At 65.9% G+C, this 24,722-nt stretch carries 23 protein-coding genes; 16 read left to right on the top strand and 7 right to left on the bottom strand.

Going from position 1 to position 24,722, the window contains the following annotated elements; genetic code table 11:
• Window positions 1–64: 64 nt before the first annotated feature.
• Window positions 65–1,015: a homoserine kinase gene (locus G4G71_RS01815; RefSeq protein ID WP_169935175.1), complete on the bottom strand. Its 951-nt coding sequence runs from the start codon at window positions 1,013–1,015 to the stop codon at window positions 65–67.
• Between the two features lie 34 nt (window positions 1,016–1,049).
• Window positions 1,050–1,337 (bottom strand): DUF2782 domain-containing protein, encoded by a 288-nt coding sequence (locus G4G71_RS01810; protein WP_024766803.1) that lies wholly within the window; start codon window positions 1,335–1,337, stop codon window positions 1,050–1,052.
• Window positions 1,338–1,411: 74 nt separating this feature from the next.
• On the opposite strand from G4G71_RS01810, the gene polA reads away from it, so the two are divergent.
• Window positions 1,412–4,162, top strand: coding sequence for a DNA polymerase I (gene polA / locus G4G71_RS01805; RefSeq protein WP_169935174.1), 2,751 nt, complete (start codon window positions 1,412–1,414; stop codon window positions 4,160–4,162).
• 278 nt (window positions 4,163–4,440) lie between these two features.
• Here the strand turns inward: polA and yihA are convergent, their stop codons facing one another.
• Entirely contained in the window at window positions 4,441–5,103 is a 663-nt protein-coding gene (yihA, locus tag G4G71_RS01800; protein ID WP_169935173.1) for a ribosome biogenesis GTP-binding protein YihA/YsxC, read from the bottom strand.
• Between the two features lie 180 nt (window positions 5,104–5,283).
• Here yihA and G4G71_RS01795 point away from each other — a divergent pair, with 180 nt between their 5' ends.
• From G4G71_RS01795 to G4G71_RS01760, 8 genes are all read left to right on the top strand, one after another.
• A complete protein-coding gene (locus G4G71_RS01795; RefSeq protein WP_024766806.1) occupies window positions 5,284–5,574 on the top strand; it encodes a c-type cytochrome in 291 nt (96 codons plus the stop codon).
• A gap of 47 nt (window positions 5,575–5,621) precedes the next feature.
• On the top strand, window positions 5,622–6,227 hold the full coding sequence (locus G4G71_RS01790) for a c-type cytochrome (protein WP_024766807.1): 606 nt from the start codon (window positions 5,622–5,624) through the stop codon (window positions 6,225–6,227).
• Between the two features lie 179 nt (window positions 6,228–6,406).
• Window positions 6,407–7,048 carry a thiol:disulfide interchange protein DsbA/DsbL gene (locus G4G71_RS01785; protein ID WP_169935172.1) on the top strand — a complete coding sequence of 214 codons (642 nt, stop codon included), beginning with the start codon at window positions 6,407–6,409 and terminating at the stop codon, window positions 7,046–7,048.
• Window positions 7,049–7,060: 12 nt separating this feature from the next.
• Window positions 7,061–7,933 carry an endonuclease/exonuclease/phosphatase family protein gene (locus G4G71_RS01780; RefSeq protein ID WP_065348224.1) on the top strand — a complete coding sequence of 291 codons (873 nt, stop codon included), beginning with the start codon at window positions 7,061–7,063 and terminating at the stop codon, window positions 7,931–7,933.
• Window positions 7,930–9,966: a GGDEF domain-containing protein gene (locus G4G71_RS01775; protein ID WP_169935171.1), complete on the top strand. Its 2,037-nt coding sequence runs from the start codon at window positions 7,930–7,932 to the stop codon at window positions 9,964–9,966. Before G4G71_RS01780 ends, G4G71_RS01775 begins: the two co-directional genes overlap by 4 nt.
• 180 nt (window positions 9,967–10,146) lie before the next feature.
• On the top strand, window positions 10,147–10,917 hold the full coding sequence (locus G4G71_RS01770; RefSeq protein WP_169935170.1) for a DeoR/GlpR family DNA-binding transcription regulator: 771 nt from the start codon (window positions 10,147–10,149) through the stop codon (window positions 10,915–10,917).
• A gap of 15 nt (window positions 10,918–10,932) precedes the next feature.
• The gene (glmS, locus tag G4G71_RS01765; RefSeq protein WP_169935169.1) at window positions 10,933–12,768 is read left to right on the top strand and encodes a glutamine--fructose-6-phosphate transaminase (isomerizing); all 1,836 of its coding nucleotides are present in this window, start codon (window positions 10,933–10,935) and stop codon (window positions 12,766–12,768) included.
• A gap of 499 nt (window positions 12,769–13,267) precedes the next feature.
• Window positions 13,268–14,572 carry an MFS family transporter gene (locus G4G71_RS01760; protein ID WP_169935168.1) on the top strand — a complete coding sequence of 435 codons (1,305 nt, stop codon included), beginning with the start codon at window positions 13,268–13,270 and terminating at the stop codon, window positions 14,570–14,572.
• Between the two features lie 13 nt (window positions 14,573–14,585).
• Here G4G71_RS01760 and G4G71_RS01755 read toward each other — a convergent pair whose 3' ends face one another.
• Window positions 14,586–16,004 carry an MDR family MFS transporter gene (locus G4G71_RS01755; protein WP_420826001.1) on the bottom strand — a complete coding sequence of 473 codons (1,419 nt, stop codon included), beginning with the start codon at window positions 16,002–16,004 and terminating at the stop codon, window positions 14,586–14,588.
• 415 nt (window positions 16,005–16,419) lie between these two features.
• Here G4G71_RS01755 and cfaB point away from each other — a divergent pair, with 415 nt between their 5' ends.
• On the top strand, window positions 16,420–17,604 hold the full coding sequence (cfaB, locus tag G4G71_RS01750) for a C17 cyclopropane fatty acid synthase CfaB (RefSeq protein WP_169935166.1): 1,185 nt from the start codon (window positions 16,420–16,422) through the stop codon (window positions 17,602–17,604).
• Between the two features lie 130 nt (window positions 17,605–17,734).
• Entirely contained in the window at window positions 17,735–18,211 is a 477-nt protein-coding gene (locus tag G4G71_RS01745) for a GNAT family N-acetyltransferase (RefSeq protein ID WP_169935165.1), read from the top strand.
• Here the strand turns inward: G4G71_RS01745 and folE2 are convergent.
• Together folE2 and G4G71_RS01735 are read right to left on the bottom strand one after the other, a co-directional pair.
• Window positions 18,208–19,095, bottom strand: a complete 888-nt coding sequence (gene folE2 / locus G4G71_RS01740; RefSeq protein ID WP_169935164.1) for a GTP cyclohydrolase FolE2 — start codon at window positions 19,093–19,095, stop codon at window positions 18,208–18,210. The genes G4G71_RS01745 and folE2 overlap by 4 nt on opposite strands.
• 69 nt (window positions 19,096–19,164) lie before the next feature.
• Window positions 19,165–19,566, bottom strand: a complete 402-nt coding sequence (locus G4G71_RS01735; RefSeq protein WP_065086381.1) for a hypothetical protein — start codon at window positions 19,564–19,566, stop codon at window positions 19,165–19,167.
• 129 nt (window positions 19,567–19,695) lie between these two features.
• On the opposite strand from G4G71_RS01735, the gene dksA reads away from it, so the two are divergent.
• The 3 genes from dksA to G4G71_RS01720 are packed head-to-tail and all read left to right on the top strand — an operon-like array spanning window position 19,696 to window position 21,956.
• Window positions 19,696–20,100 (top strand): RNA polymerase-binding protein DksA, encoded by a 405-nt coding sequence (dksA, locus tag G4G71_RS01730; protein WP_024766818.1) that lies wholly within the window; start codon window positions 19,696–19,698, stop codon window positions 20,098–20,100.
• 21 nt (window positions 20,101–20,121) lie between these two features.
• Window positions 20,122–21,324, top strand: coding sequence for a zinc metallochaperone GTPase ZigA (zigA, locus tag G4G71_RS01725; protein WP_169935163.1), 1,203 nt, complete (start codon window positions 20,122–20,124; stop codon window positions 21,322–21,324).
• Window positions 21,324–21,956 carry a DUF1826 domain-containing protein gene (locus G4G71_RS01720; RefSeq protein ID WP_169935162.1) on the top strand — a complete coding sequence of 211 codons (633 nt, stop codon included), beginning with the start codon at window positions 21,324–21,326 and terminating at the stop codon, window positions 21,954–21,956. Before zigA ends, G4G71_RS01720 begins: the two co-directional genes overlap by 1 nt.
• Window positions 21,957–22,093: 137 nt before the next feature.
• Here the strand turns inward: G4G71_RS01720 and G4G71_RS01715 are convergent, their stop codons facing one another.
• Window positions 22,094–22,450 carry an NADH:ubiquinone oxidoreductase gene (locus G4G71_RS01715; RefSeq protein ID WP_169935161.1) on the bottom strand — a complete coding sequence of 119 codons (357 nt, stop codon included), beginning with the start codon at window positions 22,448–22,450 and terminating at the stop codon, window positions 22,094–22,096.
• A gap of 76 nt (window positions 22,451–22,526) precedes the next feature.
• On the opposite strand from G4G71_RS01715, the gene G4G71_RS01710 reads away from it, so the two are divergent.
• On the top strand, window positions 22,527–23,489 hold the full coding sequence (locus G4G71_RS01710; protein WP_169935160.1) for a CobW family GTP-binding protein: 963 nt from the start codon (window positions 22,527–22,529) through the stop codon (window positions 23,487–23,489).
• A gap of 85 nt (window positions 23,490–23,574) precedes the next feature.
• Window positions 23,575–24,597, top strand: coding sequence for an energy transducer TonB (locus G4G71_RS01705; RefSeq protein ID WP_169935159.1), 1,023 nt, complete (start codon window positions 23,575–23,577; stop codon window positions 24,595–24,597).
• Window positions 24,598–24,722: the final 125 nt, after the last annotated feature.

Here is a 24,722-nt window from a genome sequence, read left to right as displayed (position 1 = left end):
AACCAACTCCGCTGCGGGGCCTGTTCGCGAGCAAGCTCGCTCCTACGAAGAGCCGTCGGAGCGTTTACAGCGCAAACGGCAGATGAATCCCCACCGTTTGCCGCTGCGCCAGTCGGCGCTCGAACTCCTGCGGATCGTGGATCAGCACATCCTGCCCCGCAAACGCCTCGGCCGCGATCAGCCGCGACAGCCAGAATCGCACGCAAGCCACCCGCAGCATCTCCGGCCACAGCTCGGCTTCCAGCGCGGTAAACGGCCGCTTGGTCGCATAAGCCGCCAACAGGGCGCGGGCGCGCGGACCATCAAGGGAGCCGTCGTCGTTGGAGCACCAGTCGTTCACGGTGATCGCCAGGTCGTAGAGCATCCAGCCGGAGCTGGCGTTGTAGAAGTCGATCACGCCGGCCAGGTGCGGGCCATCGAACAGCACGTTGTCGCGGAACAGGTCGGCGTGCAGGTTGGCGCGCGGCAGCGCCGGTTGTTCGGCAAGCAGGCGGGCAATTTCTTCCAGCGCATCACCCAGCAGGGTCGCGGCGTTGCCGGAAAGGTGCGATTGCATCGTCTCGCCTTCGTGCAGCATCCAGCTCAAACCACGGTCGCTGGGGCGTTCGATGATGCGCTCGCGGGTCGCCAGGTGCAGGCGCGCCAGCAGGTCGCCGACTTCCTTGCAGTGATGGTTGTTCGGTGAGCGTTCGTGGCGCCCGGCCAGGCGCGGCTGCAGCAACGCCGGCTTGCCTTCGAGCTGGCGCAGCGCCTCGCCGTCTTTCGTGCGCAGGGCGTAGGGGACCGGCAAGTCAGCTTCGTGCAGCACGTCGAGCAGTTCGATGAAGAACGGCATCTCCTGCACCGGGCCGCGTTCCACCAGGGTCAGGACGAATTCGCCCTGTTCCAGGCTGACGAAGAAGTTGCTGTTCTCCGATCCTTCCGCGATTCCACGAAAGTCGCGCAGGCGGCCGAGGCCGTAAGGGGCGAGGAAGTCTTCGAGAACCGGACGTTCCAGAGGCGTGAATACCGACATGCTCAATCCTCTGGAGCGTCGTGGTGGGAAGGGTTTACCAGCTGAAGATCTGCCACTGCGGAATCAGCTTGTCGGGCTGGTCCGAGCGGATGAAGTTGCCGTCGCTGCCGTCCTGGCGCACCAGGAAGTACGGCTTGCCGTGCTTGGGCACGACCTTGATGGCGTAGAGGAAACCGTTCACACGGTATTCCTGGATGGTCTTGTCGCCCTCCTGGCGGATGGTCACATCCGGTTCCGGCGTGGGGGCGTCGTCCGCCGCCATGACGGAAGTCGCGCCAAGACCCAGTAGAGCGGCGAGCAACAGGCGGTTCAACGTACGCATGATAACCTTGTCCCTTTGTCGAATTGGCTACGGACATTTTAGCCCGAGCCCTTCTGAAAAGGTTGATTCCCCTCATGAGCCAAGCACCCCTCGTCCTCGTGGACGGCTCGTCCTACCTGTATCGCGCCTTCCATGCCCTGCCGCCGCTGATGACTTCCACCGGCATGCCCACGGGAGCGGTGAAGGGCGTGCTGAACATGCTCAAGAGCCTGCGCAAGCAGTACCCGGACAGCCCGTTTGCAGTGGTCTTCGATGCCAAGGGCGGGACCTTCCGCGATGAGATGTTCGCCGAATACAAGGCCAATCGCCCCTCGATGCCGGACGACCTGCGTGTGCAGGTGGAGCCGCTGCATGCCACCGTGCGCGCCCTTGGCCTGCCCCTGCTTTGTGTGGAAGGCGTGGAAGCCGACGACGTGATCGGCACCCTGGCCCGCCAGAGCGCGGCCGGAGGCCGGGCGGTGGTGATCTCCACCGGTGACAAGGACATGGCACAGCTGGTCGACGGGCACATTACGCTGGTCAACACCATGACCGGTAGCACGCTCGACGTGGATGGCGTGAAGGAGAAATTCGGTGTCGGTCCTGAGCTGATCATCGATTACCTGGCGCTGATGGGCGACAAGGTCGACAACATTCCCGGCGTGCCCGGTGTCGGCGAAAAGACTGCGCTGGGCCTGCTCACCGGCGTGGGCGGCGGCCTCGATGTGCTCTACGCCAGCCTGAACAAGGTGCCCGAGCTGCCGATCCGCGGCGCCAAGGGCCTGCCGGCCAAGCTCGAAGAGCACAAGGACATGGCCTACCTGTCCTACAAGCTCGCCACCATCAAGTGCGATGTCGAACTGAACATCGAGATCGATGCCCTGCACCCCGGCGAGCCGGACCGCGAGGCGCTGACCGAGCTGTACCGCACCCTGGAATTCAAGACCGGGCTGGACGACCTGCAACGCCAGGCGGCCAAGGCCGGAACCCCCCAGCTGGCGCTGGAAGAAGCCCCGGCTGCGGAGGCGGAGAAGCATTACGAGATCGTCCTGGAGCAGAGCCAGTTCGATGCCTGGCTGAAGAAGCTGGAAGCCGCCGACCTGATCGCCTTCGACACCGAGACCACCAGCCTCGACCCGCAGCAGGCGCAGGTCGTGGGTGTGTCCTTCGCGGTCAAGGAAGGCGAAGCTGCCTACGTACCGCTGGCGCACAGCTACATGGGCGTGCCGGCGCAACTGGACCGCGACGCTGTGCTCAAGGCGCTCAAGCCGCTGCTGGAGGACCCGAAGAAGCGCAAGGTCGGCCAGCACGCCAAGTACGACATGAACGTCCTGGCCAACGCCTCGACGCCCATCGCCGTGCAGGGCATCGCCTACGACACCATGCTCGAATCCTACGTGCTGGACTCCACCGCGACCCGCCACGACATGGACAGCCTGGCGCTGAAGTACCTCGGCCACAGCACCATCCGTTTCGAGGACATCGCCGGCAAGGGCGCCAAGCAGCTGACCTTCGACCAGATCGCCCTGGAGCAGGCCGGCCCCTACGCCGCGGAAGACGCCGACGTCACCCTGCGCCTGCACCAGACGCTGTGGCAGAAGCTGGAAGCCATCCCGTCGCTGGCGAAAGTGCTGACCGAGATCGAGATGCCGCTGGTGCCGGTGCTGGCGCGTATCGAACGCAACGGCGCGCTGGTCGATGCCAACCTGCTGGGCAAGCAGAGCGTCGAGCTGGGCGAGAAGATGGTCGAGTTGCAGCGCCAGTCCTTCGACCTGGCAGGCGAGGAGTTCAACCTCGGTTCGCCCAAGCAGCTGGGCGCCATCCTTTATGAAAAGCTCGGCCTGCCGGTGCTGTCGAAGACCGCCACCGGCCAGCCGTCCACCGCCGAGAACGTCCTCGCGGAATTGGCCGAGCAGGATTACGAGCTGCCCAAGGTGATCATGCAGTACCGCTCCCTGAGCAAGCTCAAGAGCACCTACACCGACAAATTGCCGGACCAGATCAACCCGCGCACCGGGCGCATCCACACCAGCTACCACCAGGCGGTGGCGGCCACCGGCCGGCTGTCCTCCAGTGACCCGAACCTGCAGAACATCCCGATCCGTACCGCCGAGGGCCGGCGCATCCGCCAGGCCTTCGTCGCGCCCAAGGGCTACAAGCTGCTGGCGGCGGACTACTCGCAGATCGAACTGCGCATCATGGCCCACCTGGCCAAGGACGAAGGCCTGCTGGACGCCTTCCGCCACGATCGCGATGTGCACCGTGCCACTGCTGCCGAAGTCTTCGGCGTGCCGCTGGATGACGTGACCTCCGATCAGCGCCGCAGCGCCAAGGCGATCAACTTCGGCCTGATCTACGGCATGAGCGCCTTCGGTCTGGCCAAGCAGATCGGCGTCGAGCGCAAGGAAGCCCAGGCCTACATCGACCGCTACTTCGCTCGCTATCCGGGTGTGCTGGCCTACATGGAGCGCACTCGCGCCCAGGCCGCCGAGCAGGGCTTCGTCGAGACCCTGTTCGGTCGCCGGCTGTACCTGCCGGAAATTGCCTCGAAGAACGGCGCCATGCGCAAGGCCGCCGAACGCACCGCGATCAACGCGCCGATGCAGGGCACCGCGGCGGACATCATGAAACGCGCGATGGTGGCTGTGGATAACTGGTTGCAGGCGAGCGGCATCGATGCCCGCGTCATCCTCCAGGTCCACGACGAACTGGTACTGGAGGTGCGCGAGGACCTGGTCGATCAGGTCCGTGATGGCATTCGGCCATTGATGAGCGGGGCGGCGGAACTGGACGTACCGCTGGTCGTCGAAGCTGGTGTGGGAGCAAACTGGGACGAGGCCCACTGATCGACTGGACGAACGGTCGGGAGGCCCGCCAGCCGGGCCTTCCGGCAGGATTGTCCGAGTGCTTTCGGGCCTGCCGGAAAAAATCTTTTGTGACCCGCTGAACTTTCCCGCGAGGAGCCGAGTCAGAACTCGTGAATGGCTGGTGAAGCCCTTCGATGCTCCTTTGCAGTGTTTAGTGTTGGCAGATTACTGGACCCCGCCCTAGCGGTCCGGACTTAAACCCCGAACTTCCCCCTCCCCATACGAAGCTCGGGGTTTTTTTTGCCTGCGATTTGGCCTCAGGCCTCCTCGCCGGCCTCCTCTTCTTCCTCATCCAGCAGCCCCAGCCAGCCGGCCAGGACCAGTTGCGCCTCTTCCACGCCCTGGCGCTTGGGCGCCGAGAACAGCTGCAGGGTGGCGACATCGCCCCAGCCGTCGAGGATTTCCTTGCGGGTCTTGAGCAGTGCGTTCTTCGCCGCGCCGTAGGCCAGCTTGTCGGCTTTGGTCAGCAGCACGTGGATCGGCAGCTGGCTGGCCTGGGCCCAGTCGAGCATCAGGCGGTCGAAATCGGTCAGCGGATGGCGGATATCCATCATCAGCACCACGCCGGCTAGCGCATTGCGGCTGGAGAGATAAGCTTCCAGGTGCTGCTGCCAGTGCAGCTTCAGCGGAATCGGCACCTTGGCGTAGCCGTAACCGGGCAGGTCGACCAGGCGGCGTTCGTCATCCAGGCGGAAGAAGTTCAGCAACTGGGTGCGGCCGGGGGTCTTGGAGGTGCGCGCCAGGTTCGCGTGGGTCAGCGCATTCAACGCGCTGGACTTGCCCGCGTTGGAGCGGCCGGCGAAGGCGACTTCCAGGCCGGAGTCTTCCGGGCACTGGTTCACCTTGGCGGCGGAAATGAGGAAAGTGGCCTGTTGGCAGAGGCCGAGAATCGGGTTTTTCGTAGCGTTCTTCGAGGACATGGGTAACTTCGCAGCGGGTGCGACGCGGTGTCGCGGGGGGCGGTTTCGTTTCCGTTTGGGCATCGGAAGTATATAATGCCGCGGATTTTGTGTGCGCTTTATCCCCCAGGGTCGAGCCACACGGGAACGTTGAAGTCCGCGCAATCAAGAACGCGGATGTTCCCTGCGATGAGGATAATCATGAAGAAACTGCTGTTCGCAGCCATCGTTGCCGCGCTGGCGTCCAGCGCCCTGGCGGCCCAGGATCCGGAAGCCGTTTTCAACAGAGCCTGTGGCGCCTGCCACAATGGTCAGTTGCCAATGGCGCCGAAGAAGGGCGACGCCACCGCTTGGAAGCCGCGCCTGGACAAGGGCATGGATACGCTGGTGCAACATGTGACCAACGGTTTCAACGCGATGCCGCCTCGCGGCCTGTGCACCGACTGCAGCGCCGAGGATTACCAGACAATTATCCAGTGGATGTCGAAGTAACTTCTCAGGCCTTACTCTTTCACCCTTAGCCGTTATTGGATTAGCTGATGAACAAATTGATCGTGAGTCTGCTGTTGACCCTGGGTCTTGTCGGTGTGGCGCACGCCGCTGGCGATGCCAAGGCCGGTCAGGCGAAAGCTGCTGTCTGTGGTGCCTGCCACGGTGCCGATGGCAACAGCATGGCGCCCAACTTCCCGAAACTGGCCGGGCAGGGTGAGCGTTACCTGCTCAAGCAGATGCACGACATCAAGGACGGCAAGCGTACCGTGCTGGAAATGACCGGCCTGCTGACCAACCTCAGCGACGAGGACCTGGCCGACATCGCCGCCTACTTCTCCAGCCAGAACGGCAGCGTCGGCGCCGCCGATCCCAAGCTCGTCGCCCAGGGTGAAGCCCTGTTCCGCGGCGGCAAGCTCGCCGAAGGCATGCCGGCCTGCACCGGTTGCCACAATCCGGCTGGCCAGGGCAACGCCGAAGCCGGCTTCCCGCACCTGGGTGGCCAGCACGCGGCCTATACCGCCAAGCAGCTGACCGCCTTCCGCGAAGGCGAGCGCACCAACGACGGCGACGCCATGATCATGCGCAGCATCGCCGCCAAGCTGTCCAACAAGGACATCGCCGCGATCTCCAGCTACATCGAAGGCCTGCACTAAGCAGCCGTCCGGCCCCAACGCCGGATCGAAAAACTGCTTCGAAAAAAAGGGTGGCCTCGGCCACCCTTTTTTGCATCCGCCCCCACTACAATGCTGGAACCGTGTCTGGCCCCTCCGGTCAAACCGCTTCATCCCGCCGCGCGGCAGCGTGGCGGTTCCGCTCAGCCAAGGAGTGAACCATGCGTAACCTGATTTTCACCGCCGCTCTTGCCTTCGCCGGCCTGTTCGCCGTCAACGCGAACGCCGCCGACTTCGAAGCGGGCAAGAACTACACCGAGCTGAACCAGGCCGTCCCGGTCTCCCAGCCCGGCAAGATCGAGGTGGTGGAGCTGTTCTGGTACGGCTGCCCGCACTGCTATGCGTTCGAACCGACCATCAACCCGTGGGTCGAGAAGCTGCCGGCCGACGTTCACTTCGTGCGTCTTCCGGCCATGTTCGGCGGCCTGTGGAACATCCACGGCCAACTGTTCCTGACCCTGGAATCCATGGGTGTGGAGAAGAAGGTGCACCACGCCATCTTCGAGAAGCTGCACAACAACCCGAAAGCCCTGACCACTCCGGAAGAAATGGCTGACTTCGTCGCCGAGCAGGGCGTGGACAAGGACAAGTTCCTCAGCACCTACAACTCGTTCGCCATCAAGGGCCAGATCGAGAAAGCCAAGAAGCTGGCGATGGCCTACCAGATCAGCGGCGTACCGACCATGGTGGTCAATGGCAAATACCGCTTCGACATCGGCTCGGCCGGTGGCCCGGACGAGGCGCTGCAGCTGGCTGACCAGCTGATCGCCAAGGAACGCGCCAGCGCCAAGGCCGCCCAGTAAGGGCCGATGACGATGCTGCGCCGGCGGACTCGTGAGCGTGTCGCGGGAGCCTGTGTTCCGCGGGTGAATACGGCCCAGGGGACTTCCGCCGGCTTGCCCGACGACGGCCGGCTGCGCCTGCTCAGCTTCAACATCCAGGTCGGCATCAGTACCGAAAGGTACCGCCACTACCTGACCCGCGGCTGGCAGCACCTGCTGCCGGCCGCCGGTCGCGCTACCAACCTGCAGCGCATCGGCGAACTGCTCTCCGACTACGACGTAGTCGCCCTGCAGGAAGCAGACGGCGGCAGCATCCGTTCCGGCAACATCAACCAGGTCGAGCACCTGGCTCAGCTCGGTGCCTTCCCCTACTGGTACCAGCAGCTCAACCGCAACCTCGGGCGCATCGCCCAGCACAGCAACGGCCTGCTCAGCCGCCTGCAGCCCACTGCGCTGGAAGACCATCCGCTGCCCGGCCCGCCCGGCCGCGGCGCGATCCTCATGCGCTTCGGCGAAGGCAAGGACGCGCTGGCCGTGGTGATGATGCACCTGGCCCTCGGCGCGCGGACCCGCACCCGCCAGCTCGCCTATATCCGCGAGCTGCTGCAGGACTACCGCCACCACGTGCTGATGGGCGATATGAACACCCATGCCACCGACCTGCTGGAAAGCTCGCCACTGCGCGACCTCCAGCTCATCGCCCCGCAGGTCGAGGCCACTTTCCCCAGCTGGCGCCCGCAGCGCTGCCTGGACCACATCCTGCTCAGTTCCGAGCTGGCGCTGGAACGCGTCAGTGTCCTCCCGCACCCGATTTCCGACCACCTGCCCGTGGCCGTGGAAATCCGCCTGCCGGATGCCCTGCGTTCGTCCTCGTCGCTCGCCTTGCGCGGCGAGGACCCTGAATGAGTCGCGACGACGACCAGCGCTGGAAACAGAAGTACCTGGATAACCTCGAACAGCAGGAGAAGCTCGAGCGCCGTTGGGATGCTCGCCTCGATCTGCTGCGTCGCGGCCTGGTGCGCAGCAGCCTGGCGGCCGAAGGCAGCGACAAGGCGGTGGACGCCTGCATGAAGGAGCTGCGCGAAGTACTGCGCCGCGACGACATGGACGCCGGCCTGTCGCGCCTGATCCCGCAGCTGGAAAAGGCCGTGCTCGACTCCGAGCAGCGCCGCCAGCAGCGCATCGAGCAGAACGTCGCCGCGCTCAGCCAGCTGTCGCAGCAACTGCTGTCACTGGACATGCCGGGTGACGTGCGCAAGCCGCTCAAGCGCCTGTCCAAGGACATTCCCAGCCGTGGCAGTTCCTCCCGCGAACTTCCCGCGCTGCTGGGCGAACTGAGTCGACTGCAACGCCAGGTGCTGGATCATTTTGGCAACGGTGGCGGGGAGCAGCGCCCCGGTTTCCTGCAGCGGCTGTTCGGCAGCCGTGACGGCGATGAGGCGGATGTGCCGGATTCGGGGTCCAGCACAGCGGCCGCCCCGGCAGAAAGAACGCCGATGACGGAAGCGGCGGTGGATCTTCCATCGCCCAGCGAAAGTCAATCTGCTGCACCTGCACCTGCACCTGCACCTGCACCTGCACCTGCACCTGCACCTGCACCTGCACCTGCCGAGGCGGCCGTCGTTGCAACGGCGGCCGAGCACGTCGTGGCGCAAGTCGAAATGGCTCCCCGGGTGGTAACGCCGGAACCTGCCGCCGCGCCTTCGCCGGTCGTGCGATCGGAGCCTGTCGCCGAGGCGCAGGTCATCGACAGGCCGACTGCAGTAGAGTCAGCCAGCCACGACGATTCCAAACTGCTCGACAGCCTGCCAGTACCGCCGGGCCTGTTCGGCACGCCCGAAGATGCGCGCCAGGCTAACGACCCCTACGCCCTGCCGCCTCGTCCGGAGCCCGGCTACAGCGCGGTGGCGCCGCATATCGAGGCGAGCCTGCTACGCCTGCTGGACGAGATGCACCTGCCGGCCGCCCAGCAGGTCCAGGCCGAGGCGCTGCGTTCGCGGATCCACGGCAGCCTCAACTGGTACGAACTGGTGCCGGTGCTGGATGACCTGGGCGTCCTCGTACTCTCGCTCAACGACAGCGGCCAGCACGAGTTCGAAGGCTACCTGCACCAGCTCAACGAACGCCTGGGGGCTTTCCTGGACGGCCTGCAGGCCGTCCAGGAGAACCACAGCGGCTCCAGCTCCAGCGCTCGCGACCTGGACGATACCCTGCGCGAACAGGTCAGTGGTCTGAAGGAGAGTGTGCTGGAGGCGACCGATCTGGAGGGCCTCAAGCACCACGTCGAGTCACGTCTGCAGGGCCTGGTCGGCACCATGGACCGCTTCCGCGAGGAGCGCGAGGCCCGCGAGCGCGAAGTGGGCGAGCGCATCCAGTCGCTGGTGACCCGTGTCGCCAGCATGGAAGAGGAGGCCCGCACCTTCCAGGCGAACATCGAGGACCAGCGCCAGAAAGCCATGACTGACGCCCTGACCGGCCTGCCCAACCGCGCAGCGCTCACCGAGCGGTTGGACCTGGAAGTGGCGCGCTGGCAGCGCTACGGCGGCGACCTGCTGCTGGCGGTGCTGGACGTCGACCATTTCAAGCGGATCAACGACGACTTCGGCCACCTCGCCGGCGACAAGGTGCTGAAGATCATCGCCAACGAACTGGCCAAGCGCCTGCGCAAGACCGACTTCATCGCCCGCTTTGGCGGCGAGGAGTTCGTCGTGCTGCTGCCCGCCACGCCGCTGGAGGGCGGACAGCAGCTGCTCGACGTGCTGCGCGGCGCCATCGAAGCCTGCCCGTTCCACTTCAAGGGGGAACGGTTGAGCATCACCTGCTCGGCGGGCCTCACGGCCTTCCGCGAAGGCGAGCGCGCCGAAACGGTATTCGAGCGAGCCGACCAGGCGCTGTACCGTGCCAAGCGCGGCGGGCGTAACCGTCTCGAAGTCGACTGAGCACACTGCATTTCTTGTAGGAGCGAGCTTGCTCGCGAACCCCGGCACCGCCGGTGAGCATCGCGGACGAAGTCCGCTCCTACAGAAGGTCGCTTCCGTTCGAGCGGGAAATTCTTGACGAACGAAACAACATAGGTTTTGATTCGCGCACTTATCTTTCGAATCGAAACTTAATCGTTCATGTCGAAACGCAATACGCCTCAACGCCGCCACGACATCCTGGCGCTGCTCGCCGAACAGGGCGAGGTCAGCGTGGACGATCTCGCGCGCCGCTTCGCCACCTCCGAGGTGACCATCCGCAAGGACCTGGCCGCCCTGGAAGGCAACGGCCTGCTGCTGCGCCGCTACGGCGGCGCGGTGCCGATGCCCCATGAGCTGATCGCCGAGCCGAGCCAGCCGCTGTCGCGCTACAAGCAGGCCATCGGCCGCGCGGCGGCCGCCTGCATCCGCGAGCATGCACGGATCATCATCGACAGTGGCAGCACGACGGCTGCGCTGATCCCGGAGCTGGGCCGCAAGCCCGGCCTGGTGGTGATGACCAACTCCCTGAGCGTGGCCAACGCCCTGCGCGAGCTGGAGCGCGAGCCCGTGCTGCTGATGACCGGCGGCACCTGGGACCCGCACTCGGAGTCGTTCCAGGGCCAGGTGGCCGAACAGGTGTTGCGCTCCTACGATTTCGATCAGCTGTTCATCGGCGCCACCGGCCTGGACATCGAGCGCGGCACCACGACCTTCAACGAACTGCTGGGCCTGAGCCGGGTCATGGCCGAGGTCGCCCGCGAGGTGATCGTCATGGCTGAGGCCGACAAGCTGGGCCGGCGTATTCCCAACCTGGAGCTGCCCTGGAGCAGCGTCCAGACCCTGATTACCGACGAACGCCTGAGCGATGAGGCGTTCGAACTGATCCAGGCGCGCGACGTGAAAGTGATTCGCGCGCGCTGCGAAGACTGATAGGAGACTCAAGCCATGTGTGGAATCGTAGGCGCCATCGCCGAGCGCAATATCACCCCGATCCTCGTCGAAGGCCTCAAGCGCCTGGAATACCGTGGCTACGACAGCGCCGGTGTGGCGGTGATCCAGGCTGACGGTGCGCTGGACCGTCGCCGTCGCGCAGGCAAGGTTTCCAGCCTTGAGCAGGCCCTCGAAGAGCAGCCGCTGCTCGGTCGTTTGGGGATCGCCCACGTTCGCTGGGCCACCCACGGCGCGCCCACCGAGGCCAACGCCCACCCGCACTTTTCCCGTGGCGAAGTGGCGGTGGTGCACAACGGCATCATCGAGAACTTCGAGCCCCTGCGCGAAATGCTCAAGGCGCGTGGCTACGAATTCACCTCGCAAACCGACACCGAGGTCATCGCCCACCTGCTGCACCTGCGGTTGGGCGAGCTGGGCGAGCTGACCGTTGCGCTCAAGGCCGTCGTCAAGGAATTGCACGGCGCCTACGGCCTGGCGGTGATCAGCAGCAAGCAGCCCGACCGCATCCTTGCCGCCCGCAGCGGCAGCCCGCTGGTGGTGGGCCTGGGCCACGGCGAGAACTTCCTCGCCTCCGACCAGCTGGCGCTGCGCCAGGTGACCGACCGCTTCATCTACCTGGAAGAGGGCGATATCGCCGAGATTCGTCGCGACGGCCTGCAGCTGTGGGACGTCAACGGCAACCCGGTGCAGCGCGAGGAAGTGCGCTACCACGAGGGCGCCGAGGCGGCCGACAAGGGCGGCTACCGCCACTTCATGCTCAAGGAAATCCACGAGCAGCCGGCCGTGGTGCAGCGCACCCTGGAAGGTCGCCTTGGCAGCGGGCAGGTGCTGGTGGACAACTTCGGCCCGCAGGCTCGCGAGCTGCTGGGCAAGGTGCGCACTGTGCAGATCGTTGCCTGTGGCACCAGCTACCACGCCGGTATGGTCGCCCGTTACTGGCTGGAAAGCCTGACCGGCATTCCCTGCCAGGTCGAAGTGGCCAGCGAGTTCCGTTACCGCAAGGTCGCGGTGCACCCGGACTCCCTGTTCGTCACCATCTCCCAGTCCGGCGAAACCGCTGACACCCTGGCCGCTCTGCGCTATGCCAAGGAGTTGGGCTTCCTCTCCAGCCTGGCGATCTGCAACGTCGCCACCAGCTCGCTGGTGCGCGAGTCGGACATGACCCTGCTGACCAACGCCGGCCCGGAAATCGGTGTGGCCTCCACCAAGGCCTTCACCACCCAGCTGGTCGCACTGTTGCTGCTGACCCTCGGCATCGGCCAGGTGCAGAAATGCCTGGGCGACGGCGTCGAGGCCGAGCTGGTGAACGAGCTGCGCCGCTTGCCGACCCACCTGGAAGAAGCCCTGTCCATGGACAAGGTGGTGGAGAAGATCAGCGAGCTGTTCGCCGAGAAGCACCACACCCTGTTCCTCGGCCGTGGCGCCCAGTACCCGGTGGCGATGGAAGGTGCGCTGAAGCTCAAGGAGATCTCCTACATCCACGCGGAGGCCTACCCGGCCGGCGAACTGAAGCACGGCCCCCTGGCCCTGGTGGACGCCGACATGCCGGTGGTGACCGTGGCGCCGAACAACGAGTTGCTGGAGAAGCTCAAGTCCAACCTGCAGGAAGTGCGCGCCCGCGGCGGCGAGCTGGTGGTCTTTGCCGAAGGCGGCAGCGGCATCAGCGACGGCGAGGGCACCCACGTGGTGGGCATGCCGGCGATCCACGACTGCCTGGCGCCGATCCTCTACACCGTGCCGCTGCAGTTGCTGTCCTACTACGTCGCCGTGCTCAAGGGCACCGACGTCGACCAGCCGCGCAACCTGGCCAAATCCGTGACGGTGGAATAAGCGCGCAGGCGCCAGGAGAAAGGTCCCTTCGGGGGCCTTTTTTCGTTTCGGGGTGCTGGAATTCGAGAGGGGAGTGGGAGGGGACGATCAACATTCCCCCGGTGCCTGCACGTCCGGGGGTGTGGACGGGGCACCGAGGCCAGGCGGCTTGAGCCGCTACACGAGGGGAATGGAAATCGACCTTGTCTTGTGGACAAGGTCGGGCTCCGGCCCTGCGAGGGGTACCTGACAAGTCTCCCGCAGGGTGGGGAGCGGGCCAACGATAGAAGCTGGCTACTGGCCGGTCAATCGGAAACGACAAACGCGCGTTCGTGAGTGTCCGATATTCGAACCGAAAGGGCCGGTCCAGGCCGCGGATTTCGTTAGCCGGCTATCGGAAGCGTCTATACTGTTTCTGATTGTGTCAGTGAAAAATGCCTGGCGGCAATTCGCTGGCAAGGGCGGCGAGGGAGTTCCGTCCTCACGTCCGGGATGCAGTTAAACCGACAAGAGAATCCCCATGAACGCACCTGCCGCACCGCAGTATTCCGCCCACGAACGCCGCTCGCGCATCCTCGCCATCGTCGGCGCCTCGTCGGGCAACCTGGTGGAGTGGTTCGACTTCTACGTCTACGCCTTCACCGCCCTGTACTTCGCCCATGCCTTCTTTCCGTCGGACGATCCGACGGTGCAGTTGCTCAACACCGCCGGGGTGTTCGCCGCGGGCTTCCTGATGCGTCCCATCGGCGGCTGGCTGTTCGGCCGCATCGCCGACAAGAAGGGCCGCAAGACCGCGATGATGATCTCGGTGCTGATGATGTGCGGCGGCTCGCTGGCCATCGCGGTGATGCCGACCTACGCCACCATCGGCGTCGCGGCGCCGGCGCTGCTGCTGATCGCGCGTCTGTTCCAGGGGCTGTCGGTTGGCGGCGAGTACGGCACCAGCGCTACCTACATGAGCGAAGTGGCGCTCAAGGGGCAGCGCGGCTTCTTCGCCTCCTTCCAGTACGTCACCCTGATCGGCGGCCAGTTGCTGGCCGTACTGGTGGTGGTGATCCTGCAGCAGTTGCTGACCACCGATGAGCTGAAAGAGTGGGGTTGGCGAATTCCCTTCGTGGTCGGCGCGATCACCGCGGTGATCGCCTTCTACCTGCGTCGCTCGTTGAGCGAGACGGCCAAGGAGTCCAACCTCAACCGCAAGGAGTCGGGCACGCTCACCGAACTGTTCACTCACCACAAGCGCGCGTTCTTCACCGTGCTCGGCTTCACGGCCGGCGGCTCGCTGATCTTCTACACCTTCACCACCTACATGCAGAAATACCTGGTGAACACCGCCGGAATGGACGCCAAGGTGGCCAGTGGCGTGATGACCTTCGCGCTGTTCTGCTACATGTGCATGCAGCCGCTGTTCGGTGCGCTGTCCGACCGTATCGGCCGCAAGACCTCGATGCTCTGGTTCGGCGCCCTGGGCATGCTCTGCACCTGGCCGATCCTCGCCGCGCTGAAGACCGTCAGCAGCCCCTACGCGGCGTTCGGCCTGATCATCCTGGCGATGGCCATCGTCAGCCTCTACACCTCGATCAGCGGCCTGATCAAGGCGGAGATGTTCCCGCCGCAGATCCGCGCTCTGGGTGTGGGCCTGTCCTACGCGGTAGGCAACGCGATCTTCGGTGGCTCCGCCGAGTACGCTGCGCTGGGACTCAAGAGCATCGGCATGGAGGACGTGTTCTACATCTATGTCTCGGTCATGTGCGGCGTGGCGCTGCTGGTCTGCCTGCTGCTGCCGGACCTGCGCAAGGTCAGCTACCTCAACGACGAGGACTGACCCGCGCCATTCGCTAATCGTTGCTCCGGCCGCGCAGTGCATGGTCGGGCAGCGACAGGGCGATTAACAGGGCCAGGGCGCCAAAGCCTGCGTTGATCAGGAACAGGTGCCCGAATACCCGATCCAGCGCCAGCCGCTGCGCTTCATGGCCTTCGCCGCTCAGGCTGGCCAGCAGGGCGCTGGCCGACAGGCCGTGACCTGCCTCGCCCGCCAGCGGCTGCAGCATTGCCAGCAACAGGGCCGACATCAGCGCGATCCCCACCGCCCCGCCCAGCGAGCGGAACAGCGTGATGTTGCTGGTCGCCACGCCCAGGTGTTTCGTCTCCACCGCGCTCTGTGCCGCCACCAGGCTGGTGGGGAACTGCGTGCCGGCGGCAATGCCGGTGAGCAGCATGCAGACCCCCGAAAGGAAGTACGCGCTCGGCGGCGTCAGCGCCAGGCCGGCAATCGCCAGGGGCATCAGCAGCGCGCCGCCGACGATCTGCGGCTTGTAGCGGCCGATGATCGCCGTGAGACGGCCGCAGCAGTACGCGCCGATTGGTACGCCCATGGCCAGCGGCAGCAGGTGCAGCGCGGCGCTGTCGGCGCCCGCGCCGGTCACCGACTGAAAGCGCAGCGGCACCAGCACTGATAGCGAGATGACCTGGAAGCTGGCGAAGAAGCTGATCAGCCAGCTCAGGGTGGCTGCGCGAATACCGAACAGGTGCATCGGCACCAGCGGCTCCGGCGCGCGGCGTTCCTGCACGACGAACAACGTGATCAGTGCCAGTGCGGCGGCGAACAGCGCGAGCATCTGCGGGTCGTTCCAGCGCGCGCCCTGGCCGACCTCGGTGATCGCCAGCAGCAGGCTGCCCAGGCCGGCGATCATCAGCATCGTGCCGAGGTAGTCGATGACCGGCTTGCGGCCGGGTACGGGCAGGCCACGCAAGGTCCGGCGGGATACCGCGAGGGCGACCAGGCCCACCGGCAGGTTGATCAGGAACACCCAGCGCCACGACAGGTATTCGGTGAGCAGTCCGCCCAGCACCGGGCCGGCGATGCTCGCCACCGCGTACATGCTGCTGAAGTAGCCCTGGTAGCGGCCGCGTTCGCGGGGCGGGACGATGTCGCCGATGATCGCCTGGCTCACCGACATCATGCCGCCGGCGCCGATGCCTTGCAGGACCCGGGCGATCACCAACTGCTCCATGCTCTGGGCGGCGCCGCAGAGCAGCGATGCGAAGGTGAACAGGGCGATGGCGAAGAGCATCAGCACGCGGCGGCCGTAGAGGTCGCCGAGCTTGCCGTAGATCGGCATGGAGATGGTCATCGCCACCATGTAGCCGGAGATGACCCAGGCCAGCAGGTCGAAGTCGCCGAAGCCGGCGGAGATCGCCGGCAGGGACACGGCGACGATGGTCTGGTCGAGCGCACCGAGGAAGATCGCCAGCATCAGCCCCACCAGCACGGTGCGGACCGCCGGACGCGGCTCGGAAAAGGTAGTCAAGACAGCCCCCTTCACTTCAGAGGATCTCCGTCCGGGAGGCGGGCGGAGGGACCACAGTGTAGTGCAATGCAGCGGCAATCTGTCACGGCGCCGTCATCGTTGCGGGGCAGTAAAGGCTCTATCTCGGTGCTGGCAACGATGCTTCCCGGATCGGCTGCTACGCTTGCGTAGCGAACTATTCTTCCATTGCAGCCTGTGGATTTTCCGGGAACGCAATCCTTCGGAACGGGCTCCAATACAAAGGAAACGGCACGTCCCGCGGTGGTCGGCGCCACGATAGTTTTTAGGCGGGCCAGGCCATAGGGGAAGACTATGGGTGCGCTGGTCTATAGTTTTCCAGCCCTGTGACCAGGAGGTATGCATGAACGCCAACCTGCCCTCTGAGTTGCTGTCCCTGCAGTTGCCGCTGCGCATCCGCATCGGTGAGGCCCAGGCATTCGACCTTGGGCCGGATCCGCAGGTGACGCTCGTCGTTCGCGATCCGACCCTGCTGACCGAGATCACCCATCCCAGCCTCGATATTCTCGGTCGTGCCTACGTAGAGGGTCGCATGGACATCGAGGGGCCGATGCAGGAAGTGATCGCCACTGCCGATGCGCTGAGCAGCGCGCTGGGCGACGACGACGGCGATGCCGACTACGTGCGCGAAAGCCACGACAAGGCCACCGACGCCGAGGCCATCCACTACCACTACGACCTGTCCAATGCGTTCTACCAGCTCTGGCTCGACCCGGAGATGGTGTACTCCTGCGCCTACTACGAGACCGGTACCGAGGACCTGGCCACGGCCCAGTTGGCCAAGCTGCGCCACCTGTGCCGCAAGCTGCGGCTGAAACCGGGCGAGAAGCTGCTCGATGTCGGCTGCGGCTGGGGCGGGCTGGCGCGCCTGGCGGCGCGAGAATTTGGCGCACAGGTGCATGGCATCACCCTCAGCGAGGAGCAGCTCAAGCTCGGCCGCGAGCGGGTCAAGGCCGAGGGCCTGGAAGACAAGGTGACGCTGGAACTGCTGGATTACCGCGACCTGCCGCGCGATGGCCGTTACGACAAGGTAGTGAGCGTCGGCATGTTCGAACACGTCGGCCACGCCAACCTCGGGCTCTACTTCCAGCAGCTGTATGACGCGGTGCGGCCAGGCGGGCTGGTGATGAACCACGGCATCACCTCCAGCAATACCGACGGCCGTCCGGTGGGGCGCGGCGCCGGGGATTTCATCGACCGCTACGTGTTCCCCCATGGTGAGCTGCCGCACCTGTCACTGGCCGTTGCGCGCATGAGCGAGGCGGGACTGGAAGTGGTCGACGTCGAAGGCCTGCGCCTGCACTACGCGCGCACCCTGGACTTCTGGAGCGCCAACCTTGAAGCGAAGCTGGCCGAGGCGGCGAAACTGGTGCCCGATCAGGCCCTGCGCATCTGGCGCCTGTACCTGGCCGGTTGCGCCTATGGCTTCAGGAAGGGCTGGATCAACCTGCACCAGATTCTCGCCAGCAAGCCATACGCGGACGGCGGCCAGGAGGTGCCCTGGAGCCGGCGCGATATCTACTCCTGAGTCTTTTCTGCCCCTGCATCGGGCCCGCTTCGGCGGGCTCGATGCGTTTCTGGCGCGGGGCAAAAAGCTTGCATCGAGGAGCACGGGGAGCTAAACCCCCTGTCCCCACTGACTCTTTGGTAGATGAATCATGGTGAATTTCTTCCCGGACCTGTCCCTCGTCGAACTCTCGCCCGCGCAGGCGCCCTGGTCGCTGTTGCTCAAGGCCGATCCCAGTCGCGCGCAGATCGAGAGCTATCTGCACGACTCCCGCCTGCTGGCGCTGAACGAGGCGGACTCCGTGCGCGGCGTCCTCACGCTGACGCCGCGCGAAACCGGCGTCGCCGAGATCACCAGTCTCGCTGTGGAAGACGAATGGCAGGAGCGTGGCCTGGGCCGGCGCCTGTTGCTGGCTGCCATCGAGCAGGCGCGCGAAGCCGGGCTGCAGCGCCTGACCATTGCCACCGGCAATTCCAGCCTGGCGCAGCTTGGCCTGTACCAGCGGGTAGGCTTCCGCATCGTCGGTATCGATCCGGATTACTTCGTGCGGCATTACCCCGAGCCGATCTTCGAAAGCGGCATCCAGTGCCGCGACCAGATCCGCCTGGCGCTGGACCTCGCCGCCTAGTCGCGTTCCCAGCGACTCACCGCCACCGCATCGTGGGCGTGCAGGCTTTCCGCATGCACCACGCGCACCTCGAAGCCCGACACCTCTTCCCGCTGCACCAGTGCCCGGTGCAGCCGGCGTGCGGCGTCCTCGCAGAACATCAGGTTCTGCCCGTTGGCCAGGGCGAAGGCCTGCTCGTCGGCGCGTTTCACCGCCGTCTGCACGGCGGTGCCGAGGGCGTCTTCGGCGTGGTCGATCAGCTCGCTGAAAGCGAATGCCGTCGCGGCCGGGGCGAGTCGCAGCTGCAGCCGCGCCTCGCTGCGCTGGCTGTGCGGCGTGGCGACTATACCCTGCGGGCTGCCGAGCCAGGCACGCACCTCGCTGGCTTTCAGCGGGCTGCCGGCAAAGTCGCTGTCGAAACGCTCCTGGATCAGTTGGCGCGCCAGCGCCGCCGAGCAGGGGCACGTCGAGGAGTAAGGCAGAGCCAAGCGCAGCTCCAGTTGCAGCGCATCGTCTTCCAGCTGCGCGTGGATCTCGCAGGGGTAGCGCTTCCAGCCGCTCAGCGGGCTGACCAGCGCCGGGCGCTGCAGCATCAGTTCGAAACGCAGTGCCAGGCTGGCGTGTCGGGACAGCTGCGCGTGGCTGCGCAGGAACTGCCTGAGCAGGTCACGTAGCAGCATCGGCGAAAGCTCTGTTTCCGCCAGTGCTTCCAGCGCCAGGTACAGACGCGACATGTGGATGCCGCGCGCGTCGGCTTCGTCGAGGCTGACACCAGCGTCGGCGTATGCGGCGACGCGCTCGCCGGCGATACACAGCGGCACGGCGATGCCCTGCATGCCGACCCAGTCGAGCGGGATGGGCAGGCGGGTGGATTGGCAGGCGATGTCGGGAAGCAGGGTGGTCATGGGTGGGTCACAGTTGGCAATTGTTATAACATAACGTATTTGCTTCCCGACAATCCCGCAACGGGTTCTTCAGCGCTCCTGCTGCTTGCAGCCGCTCACACGCCCGCAGGTCAGCCGGGCGCTGTCGCCTGACGAGCTGCTGAAGCGGCTGACGTTGGTCCAGCCGATGCCGCGGCTGGTACCGACCCACACCTGGCCGTCGCTGGCCACTCCGCTGAAGAAGGTCAGGCTGCCGTAGCGCGTGCCGGTCTGCGCCCAGCGCCGGCCACTGCTCGCCTCGAAGCCGCGCAGGTAGGTGTCGTGGCCCTGGGTAGCGACGCTGTAGAGATTTCCCGAACCGTCCATGCAGGCCAGCACCGAAGCCGACCAGGCGCAGCGCGCCGGCTCCTCGCCGGGAAAAGGCAGTGGTGCGGAACCGCTGGCGTGGGCGAAGGGAGCGAAAAGGCAGAGCAGCAGGGCGCGGCGCAGCATCGAAGGTCTCGGCGGGCGGGTGGAGCGGAACATCGGTATCGCACGTCGTCGGGCGGTTGTCGATTCCCGATTGCGGGCAATGCATTGTTATAATATAACATAAAAGATCACTCCCTTCCGGAGACGGTCATGACCGAACAGGAACTGCTCGCCCAGCCCGGCGAGGCCTACATGAGCGAGGCGCAACAGGGCTATTTCCGCGCGCTGCTGCTGGACCAGCGTGACGAGTTGCAAGGGCGCATCGACGAGGAATTCCAGGCGTTGCAGGACACCGAGCGGGCCAGTGACGAAGCCGATGTCGCCAGCCGCGAGGAGGCGCGCCAGTGGCAACTGCGCCTGCTGGAGCGCGAGAAGAAGCTGCTCGACAAGATCGACCAGGCGCTGGAGCGCCTGGCCCGGGGCGACTACGGCTGGTGCGAGGAAACCGGCGAACCGATCGGCCTGCGCCGCCTGCTGCTGCGCCCCACCGCCTCGCTGTGCATCGAGGCCAAGGAGCGCCAGGAACGGCGCGAACTGCACGTCCGCGAAGCCTGATTTCCCTGGAGTCCCACCGTGATGAATGCGCCACTTCCCGTAACTGTGCTGTCCGGCTTCCTTGGCGCCGGCAAGAGCACGCTGCTCAACCACGTCCTGAAGAACCGCGAGAATCTCAAGGTCGCGGTCATCGTCAACGACATGAGCGAAATCAACATCGACGGCCGCGAGGTGCAGCGCGACGTGAGCCTCAACCGCGGCCAGGAGCGCCTGGTGGAGATGAGCAACGGTTGTATCTGCTGCACCTTGCGCGAGGACCTGCTGGAAGAGGTCAGCCGCCTCGCCGGCGAAGGCCGCTTCGACTACCTGCTGATCGAGTCCACCGGTATTTCCGAGCCGCTGCCGGTGGCGGAAACCTTCACCTTCCGCGACGAGCAGGGCCGCAGCCTGTCGGACCTGGCGCGGCTGGACACCCTGGTCACGGTGGTCGACGGGTTGAACTTCCTCGCCGACTACCAGGGCGCCGACAGCCTCGCTGAACGGGGTGAAACCCTCGGCGAGGACGACGAACGCTCGCTCAGCGACCTGCTGGTGGAGCAGGTGGAGTTCGCCGATGTGATCCTGGTGAGCAAGATCGACCTGATCGGCAGCGCCGAGCGCGACGAGCTGCTGGCGATTCTGCGCAGGCTCAATCCCGACGCCGACATCCAGCCCATGGTCATGGGCCAGGTGCCGCTGGCGCGCATCCTCGACACCGGCCGCTTCGACTTCCAGCGCGCCGAGCGAGCGCCGGGCTGGCTCAAGGAGCTGCGCGGCGAGCACCTGCCGGAGACGGAAGCCTACGGCATTTCCTCCAGCGTCTATCGGGCGCGCAGGCCCTTCCACCCGCAGCGCTTCCATGACTTCCTCGCCCAGCCCTGGAGCAACGGACGGCTGCTGCGCTCCAAGGGTTTCTTCTGGCTCGCCAGCCGCTACCGCGAGGCGGGCAACTGGTCCCAGGCCGGCGGCCTGATGCGCCACGGCCTGGCTGGGCGCTGGTGGCGCTTCGTTCCGCGCGAGCACTGGCCGCAGGACACCACCGAGCTGCAGGGCGTGCTGCGCCATTGGCGCGAGGACAGCGGCGATTGCCGCCAGGAGCTGGTATTCATCGGGCAGAACCTGGACTTCCAGCAGCTTTTCCGCGAATTGGATCATTGCCTGCTGGATGACGAGGAAATGGCCGCCGGCACCACCGCCTGGAAGCGCCTGCCCGATCCCTTCGAACCCTGGGAGGCCGGCGCCTGATGCTCGCCCTCGAAACCCCGGCCTGGCCGCGGCAGGTACTTGGCGACGATCCGCAGGTGCTCGCCGAGGTGCTCAAGGAAGACGTCAATCTGGCCGTCTGGCAACGCACGCTGTACCCGGAAATCAGCACCTTTGCCGGTTGGTTGAGCGTCCAGCCGCTGGACCTGACGCAGAGCCTGGAGGTGGTCGAGGAGCGCGTCGAACTGGGCGACCTGCTGTGCGAGTACGCCATGCTTGATGGCTGCACGCTGTTTCGCAGCGACCTGCAATGGCTGGCCGAAGCCTTCGCCTGCCTGACCGGCGCGCAGCGCATCGGCCTGCGCCTGCGCAGCCTGGACAAGTCCATGTGCCCGCGCTTCCACGTCGATCACGTACCGCTGCGGCTGGTCACCACCTACTCGGGGCCCGCCAGCCAGTGGCTGGAGGAGTGGGCCATGGCCCGCGCGCGGTTGGGCGACGCGGCGGCCGAACCGGCTAGCCGCGCGGAGATCCGCCAGATGGCGGCGGGTGACGTAGGCCTGTTCAAGGGCGAGAAATGGCCCGGCAATCTCGGCTCCGGCATCATCCACCGCTCACCGTTGCCGGCACCGGGCGAGCGCCGCCTGCTGCTCACGCTCGACTGGTTGGGTTGAGGTTTCGCCCGGGCAAAAAAATAGGCCGCCCGGGGAGAGCGGCCCAATTCACCAAGATCATGTCCGGCGTGGGGCGCCGGGAGGGTGTGAGGTACCCGGGGACAGTAGGCCCGAAGCGTGTGACAGGGCGATGACCGTTACTGGGGTTTGCGCCAGTGACCGTTGCTCTGCTGCTCGCAGAACGGCTGGAGAATGCGCGCATCGCTGGCCACCCCGTAGTAGTGGATGTCCTGGCGATAGGGCACGCCCTGGGTCTGGGCGTTCTCGCAGACGCCGAAGGCGCCGCTGGGGCAGTTTTCGGCGTAGGTCACCTCGACCTTCTGGTCCTTCAGCTGCGGTTGGCAGAAACCCTCGCGGAAGAGTTTTTCCGGGATGGTGCGGTTCTGCTGGCAGACCTTCACGTCGACCTGCTTGCCCTGGGTATGCACCACGCAGGCCTCGCCGTGGGCGAGCAGGGGCAGGCAGGCAAGAGCAAAAGGCAGCAACAGACGCATGATCGATCCGGGGTGGCGAGGGGAAGGCGCGACTCTAGCGCTTTTCCCGGCGAGCGTCAGGCGGCACCATGGGCGAATGTTGAAGCAGATCCCGACTCATCTCATCGCCGGCCCCCTCGGGGCAGGCAAGACCAGCCTGCTGCAGTCCCTGCTGGCGCAACGTCCCGCAGGCGAAAGCTGGGCGGTGCTGGTCAACGAATTCGGCCAGGTAGGGCTCGACGCCGCGCTGCTGTCCCGCGACGAGGACGGCATCGCCCTGGGCGAAGTCGCCGGTGGCTGCCTGTGCTGCGTGAATGGCGCGCCGTTTCAGGTCGGCCTTGGCCGGCTGCTGCGCAAGGCGCGGCCGCAGCGACTGTTCATCGAGCCATCCGGCCTTGGCCATCCCGCGCAACTGCTGGCGCAACTGCGTGCGGCGCCCTGGCAGGGCGTACTGGCCGTGCAGCCGATGGTGATGGTGCTCGACGCCGCCGCACTGGCTGTCGGCCAGCCCCTGCCCGAAGCGCAGCAGCAGGCGCTGGGCGAGGCGGCAATGCTGTTGATGAACAAGTCCGAAGCGTTGGATGAGGTGGTGCGTGCGACGTTGGCGGCGCGCTTGCCGGCTGTGCCATTGCATTGGACGACCCAAGGCCGTCTGGCGCTGAGCGAGCTACCGAGGGCGCCGGTCGAAGCGGCCGGCGCTGATTTGCCGCAGGGTGCCTCGCCTGGTGAACCTGCGATCCTGTTGCGCCGTGAAACTCCGCTGCGCCAGGTGCGCGTGGACGATGGCCGACAGGCGGTCGGCTGGCGCTTCCACCGTGACTGGCGCTTCCGCACGGCTGAGCTGGACGCCTGGCTGGCCGGGGTTCCCGGCCTGCTGCGGGCCAAGGCCGTGTTGCACGGCGAAGGTGCCTGGCTGGCCTGCAACCGTACCGTCGGTCCGGCACCCTGGACGCCCAGTGCCTGGTGCAAGGACAGCCGGATAGAGCTGATCCTGACCGCCGAAGTCGATCCGCAGGCCTTGCAGGACGGCCTTTTACGCTGCGCCATCGCACCGATCTGACAGATAAGGTTGCCCTCGCGTAACTAGTGAATGATAATAATTATCAGCAGATACTGCTTCGTGAACTCTTCCCGCAGGCTTTCTCATGTCGTTACCCCAACCGCGCAAGGCGGCGGACGCCAGTCCAGCCGTAGACGCTGAGGAACAGCTGTTCACTTCCGCCACGGCGGATGACGGCGCCCATTTGCCCAGCGTGAACGCCCAGCGCGTGAATGAGGCCACCCTGCGACTCGTCAGTTGTGCCGGCCCCCGCCGCGACGAGGAAGTGGTTCCCGAAGAGGTCCTGATTCCCTACGCGGCGCCGGTCGAAGGCGTGGAAGACGGCGAGCAGCCCCCGCCCCCCGGCGGCTGGTGGAAGTCCTCGGGCCTGGCGATTGCCATGCACGTGGCCATCGTCGCCGCGCTGGTCTGGGTGATGCCGACCCCGGCCGAACTGAATCTGGGCGCCGGCGAGATGCCCAAGGCCATGCAGGTGAGTGTCGTCACTCTGCCACCCAAGCCGGAAGTGCAGCAGCCACCTGCTGCCGCGCCGACTCCGCCTCCGCCGGAGCCCGAACCGCCCAAGCCCATCGAGCCGCCCAAGCCGGTGGAAAAGCCCAAGCCCAAACCCAAGCCGGTCGAGAAGGCCGTGCCCAAGGTGTCGCCCAAGCCCAAGCCGAAACCCAAGCCCGAGCCGGACCCGGAGCCCGCCGAGGAAGCCGCCGCGCCGCCGACCCCGGCTGCACCGCCGCCGCCCGCCGCGCCGACCGTCGGCCAGTTCACCCAGGGCGCCCAGGCCGCACCGACCGGTTCGCAGGGCCCCGCCGGCCTGCCCACCGGCAGCCTGAACGACAGCGACATCAAGCCGCTGCGCATGGACCCGCCGGTCTACCCGCGCATGGCGCTGAACCGTGGCATCGAAGGTCGGGTGAAGGTGCTGTTCACCATCACCAGCGATGGCCGCATCGCCGATATCCAGGTGCTGGAGTCCTCGCCCCCGCGCATGTTCGACAACGCCGTGCGCGATGCCATGGACAAGTGGCGCTTCGAGCCCCGCGTCAGCGGTGGCCGGATCGTCGCCCGCCAGGCGACCAAGGTGTTCTTCTTCAAGCTCGAGGGTCGTCGCTGACAGCCATTGCGAGCCAAACGAAAAACGCGCCCGCGGGCGCGTTTTTTTGTTTCCGGCGATTGGCTCTTGGTAGGAGCGAGCTTGCTCGCGAACCGCCTACGCAGCGGAGTCGCCGGAGAATCCGT

This window comes from Pseudomonas multiresinivorans (assembly GCF_012971725.1).
In the GTDB taxonomy this organism is placed as follows: domain Bacteria; phylum Pseudomonadota; class Gammaproteobacteria; order Pseudomonadales; family Pseudomonadaceae; genus Pseudomonas; species Pseudomonas multiresinivorans.
This window is presented reverse-complemented; position numbering and strand designations above follow the sequence as displayed.

Coding starts and splice junctions, on each gene's coding strand:
- glmS (WP_169935169.1), top strand. CDS start 10,933: ATGTGTGGAATCGTAGGCGCCATCGCCGAGCGCAATATCACCCCGATC.
- G4G71_RS01755 (WP_420826001.1), bottom strand. CDS start 16,004: ATGCTGGCGATCTTCCTCGGTGCGCTCGACCAGACCATCGTCGCCGTG.
- dksA (WP_024766818.1), top strand. CDS start 19,696: ATGACCGAACAGGAACTGCTCGCCCAGCCCGGCGAGGCCTACATGAGC.
- G4G71_RS01795 (WP_024766806.1), top strand. CDS start 5,284: ATGAAGAAACTGCTGTTCGCAGCCATCGTTGCCGCGCTGGCGTCCAGC.
- G4G71_RS01760 (WP_169935168.1), top strand. CDS start 13,268: ATGAACGCACCTGCCGCACCGCAGTATTCCGCCCACGAACGCCGCTCG.
- G4G71_RS01815 (WP_169935175.1), bottom strand. CDS start 1,015: ATGTCGGTATTCACGCCTCTGGAACGTCCGGTTCTCGAAGACTTCCTC.
- G4G71_RS01775 (WP_169935171.1), top strand. CDS start 7,930: ATGAGTCGCGACGACGACCAGCGCTGGAAACAGAAGTACCTGGATAAC.
- G4G71_RS01720 (WP_169935162.1), top strand. CDS start 21,324: ATGCTCGCCCTCGAAACCCCGGCCTGGCCGCGGCAGGTACTTGGCGAC.
- G4G71_RS01735 (WP_065086381.1), bottom strand. CDS start 19,566: ATGCTGCGCCGCGCCCTGCTGCTCTGCCTTTTCGCTCCCTTCGCCCAC.
- yihA (WP_169935173.1), bottom strand. CDS start 5,103: ATGTCCTCGAAGAACGCTACGAAAAACCCGATTCTCGGCCTCTGCCAA.
- G4G71_RS01710 (WP_169935160.1), top strand. CDS start 22,527: ATGTTGAAGCAGATCCCGACTCATCTCATCGCCGGCCCCCTCGGGGCA.
- G4G71_RS01745 (WP_169935165.1), top strand. CDS start 17,735: ATGGTGAATTTCTTCCCGGACCTGTCCCTCGTCGAACTCTCGCCCGCG.
- folE2 (WP_169935164.1), bottom strand. CDS start 19,095: ATGACCACCCTGCTTCCCGACATCGCCTGCCAATCCACCCGCCTGCCC.
- G4G71_RS01715 (WP_169935161.1), bottom strand. CDS start 22,450: ATGCGTCTGTTGCTGCCTTTTGCTCTTGCCTGCCTGCCCCTGCTCGCC.
- cfaB (WP_169935166.1), top strand. CDS start 16,420: ATGAACGCCAACCTGCCCTCTGAGTTGCTGTCCCTGCAGTTGCCGCTG.
- G4G71_RS01705 (WP_169935159.1), top strand. CDS start 23,575: ATGTCGTTACCCCAACCGCGCAAGGCGGCGGACGCCAGTCCAGCCGTA.
- G4G71_RS01790 (WP_024766807.1), top strand. CDS start 5,622: ATGAACAAATTGATCGTGAGTCTGCTGTTGACCCTGGGTCTTGTCGGT.
- zigA (WP_169935163.1), top strand. CDS start 20,122: ATGAATGCGCCACTTCCCGTAACTGTGCTGTCCGGCTTCCTTGGCGCC.
- G4G71_RS01810 (WP_024766803.1), bottom strand. CDS start 1,337: ATGCGTACGTTGAACCGCCTGTTGCTCGCCGCTCTACTGGGTCTTGGC.
- G4G71_RS01785 (WP_169935172.1), top strand. CDS start 6,407: ATGCGTAACCTGATTTTCACCGCCGCTCTTGCCTTCGCCGGCCTGTTC.
- polA (WP_169935174.1), top strand. CDS start 1,412: ATGAGCCAAGCACCCCTCGTCCTCGTGGACGGCTCGTCCTACCTGTAT.
- G4G71_RS01780 (WP_065348224.1), top strand. CDS start 7,061: ATGCTGCGCCGGCGGACTCGTGAGCGTGTCGCGGGAGCCTGTGTTCCG.
- G4G71_RS01770 (WP_169935170.1), top strand. CDS start 10,147: ATGTCGAAACGCAATACGCCTCAACGCCGCCACGACATCCTGGCGCTG.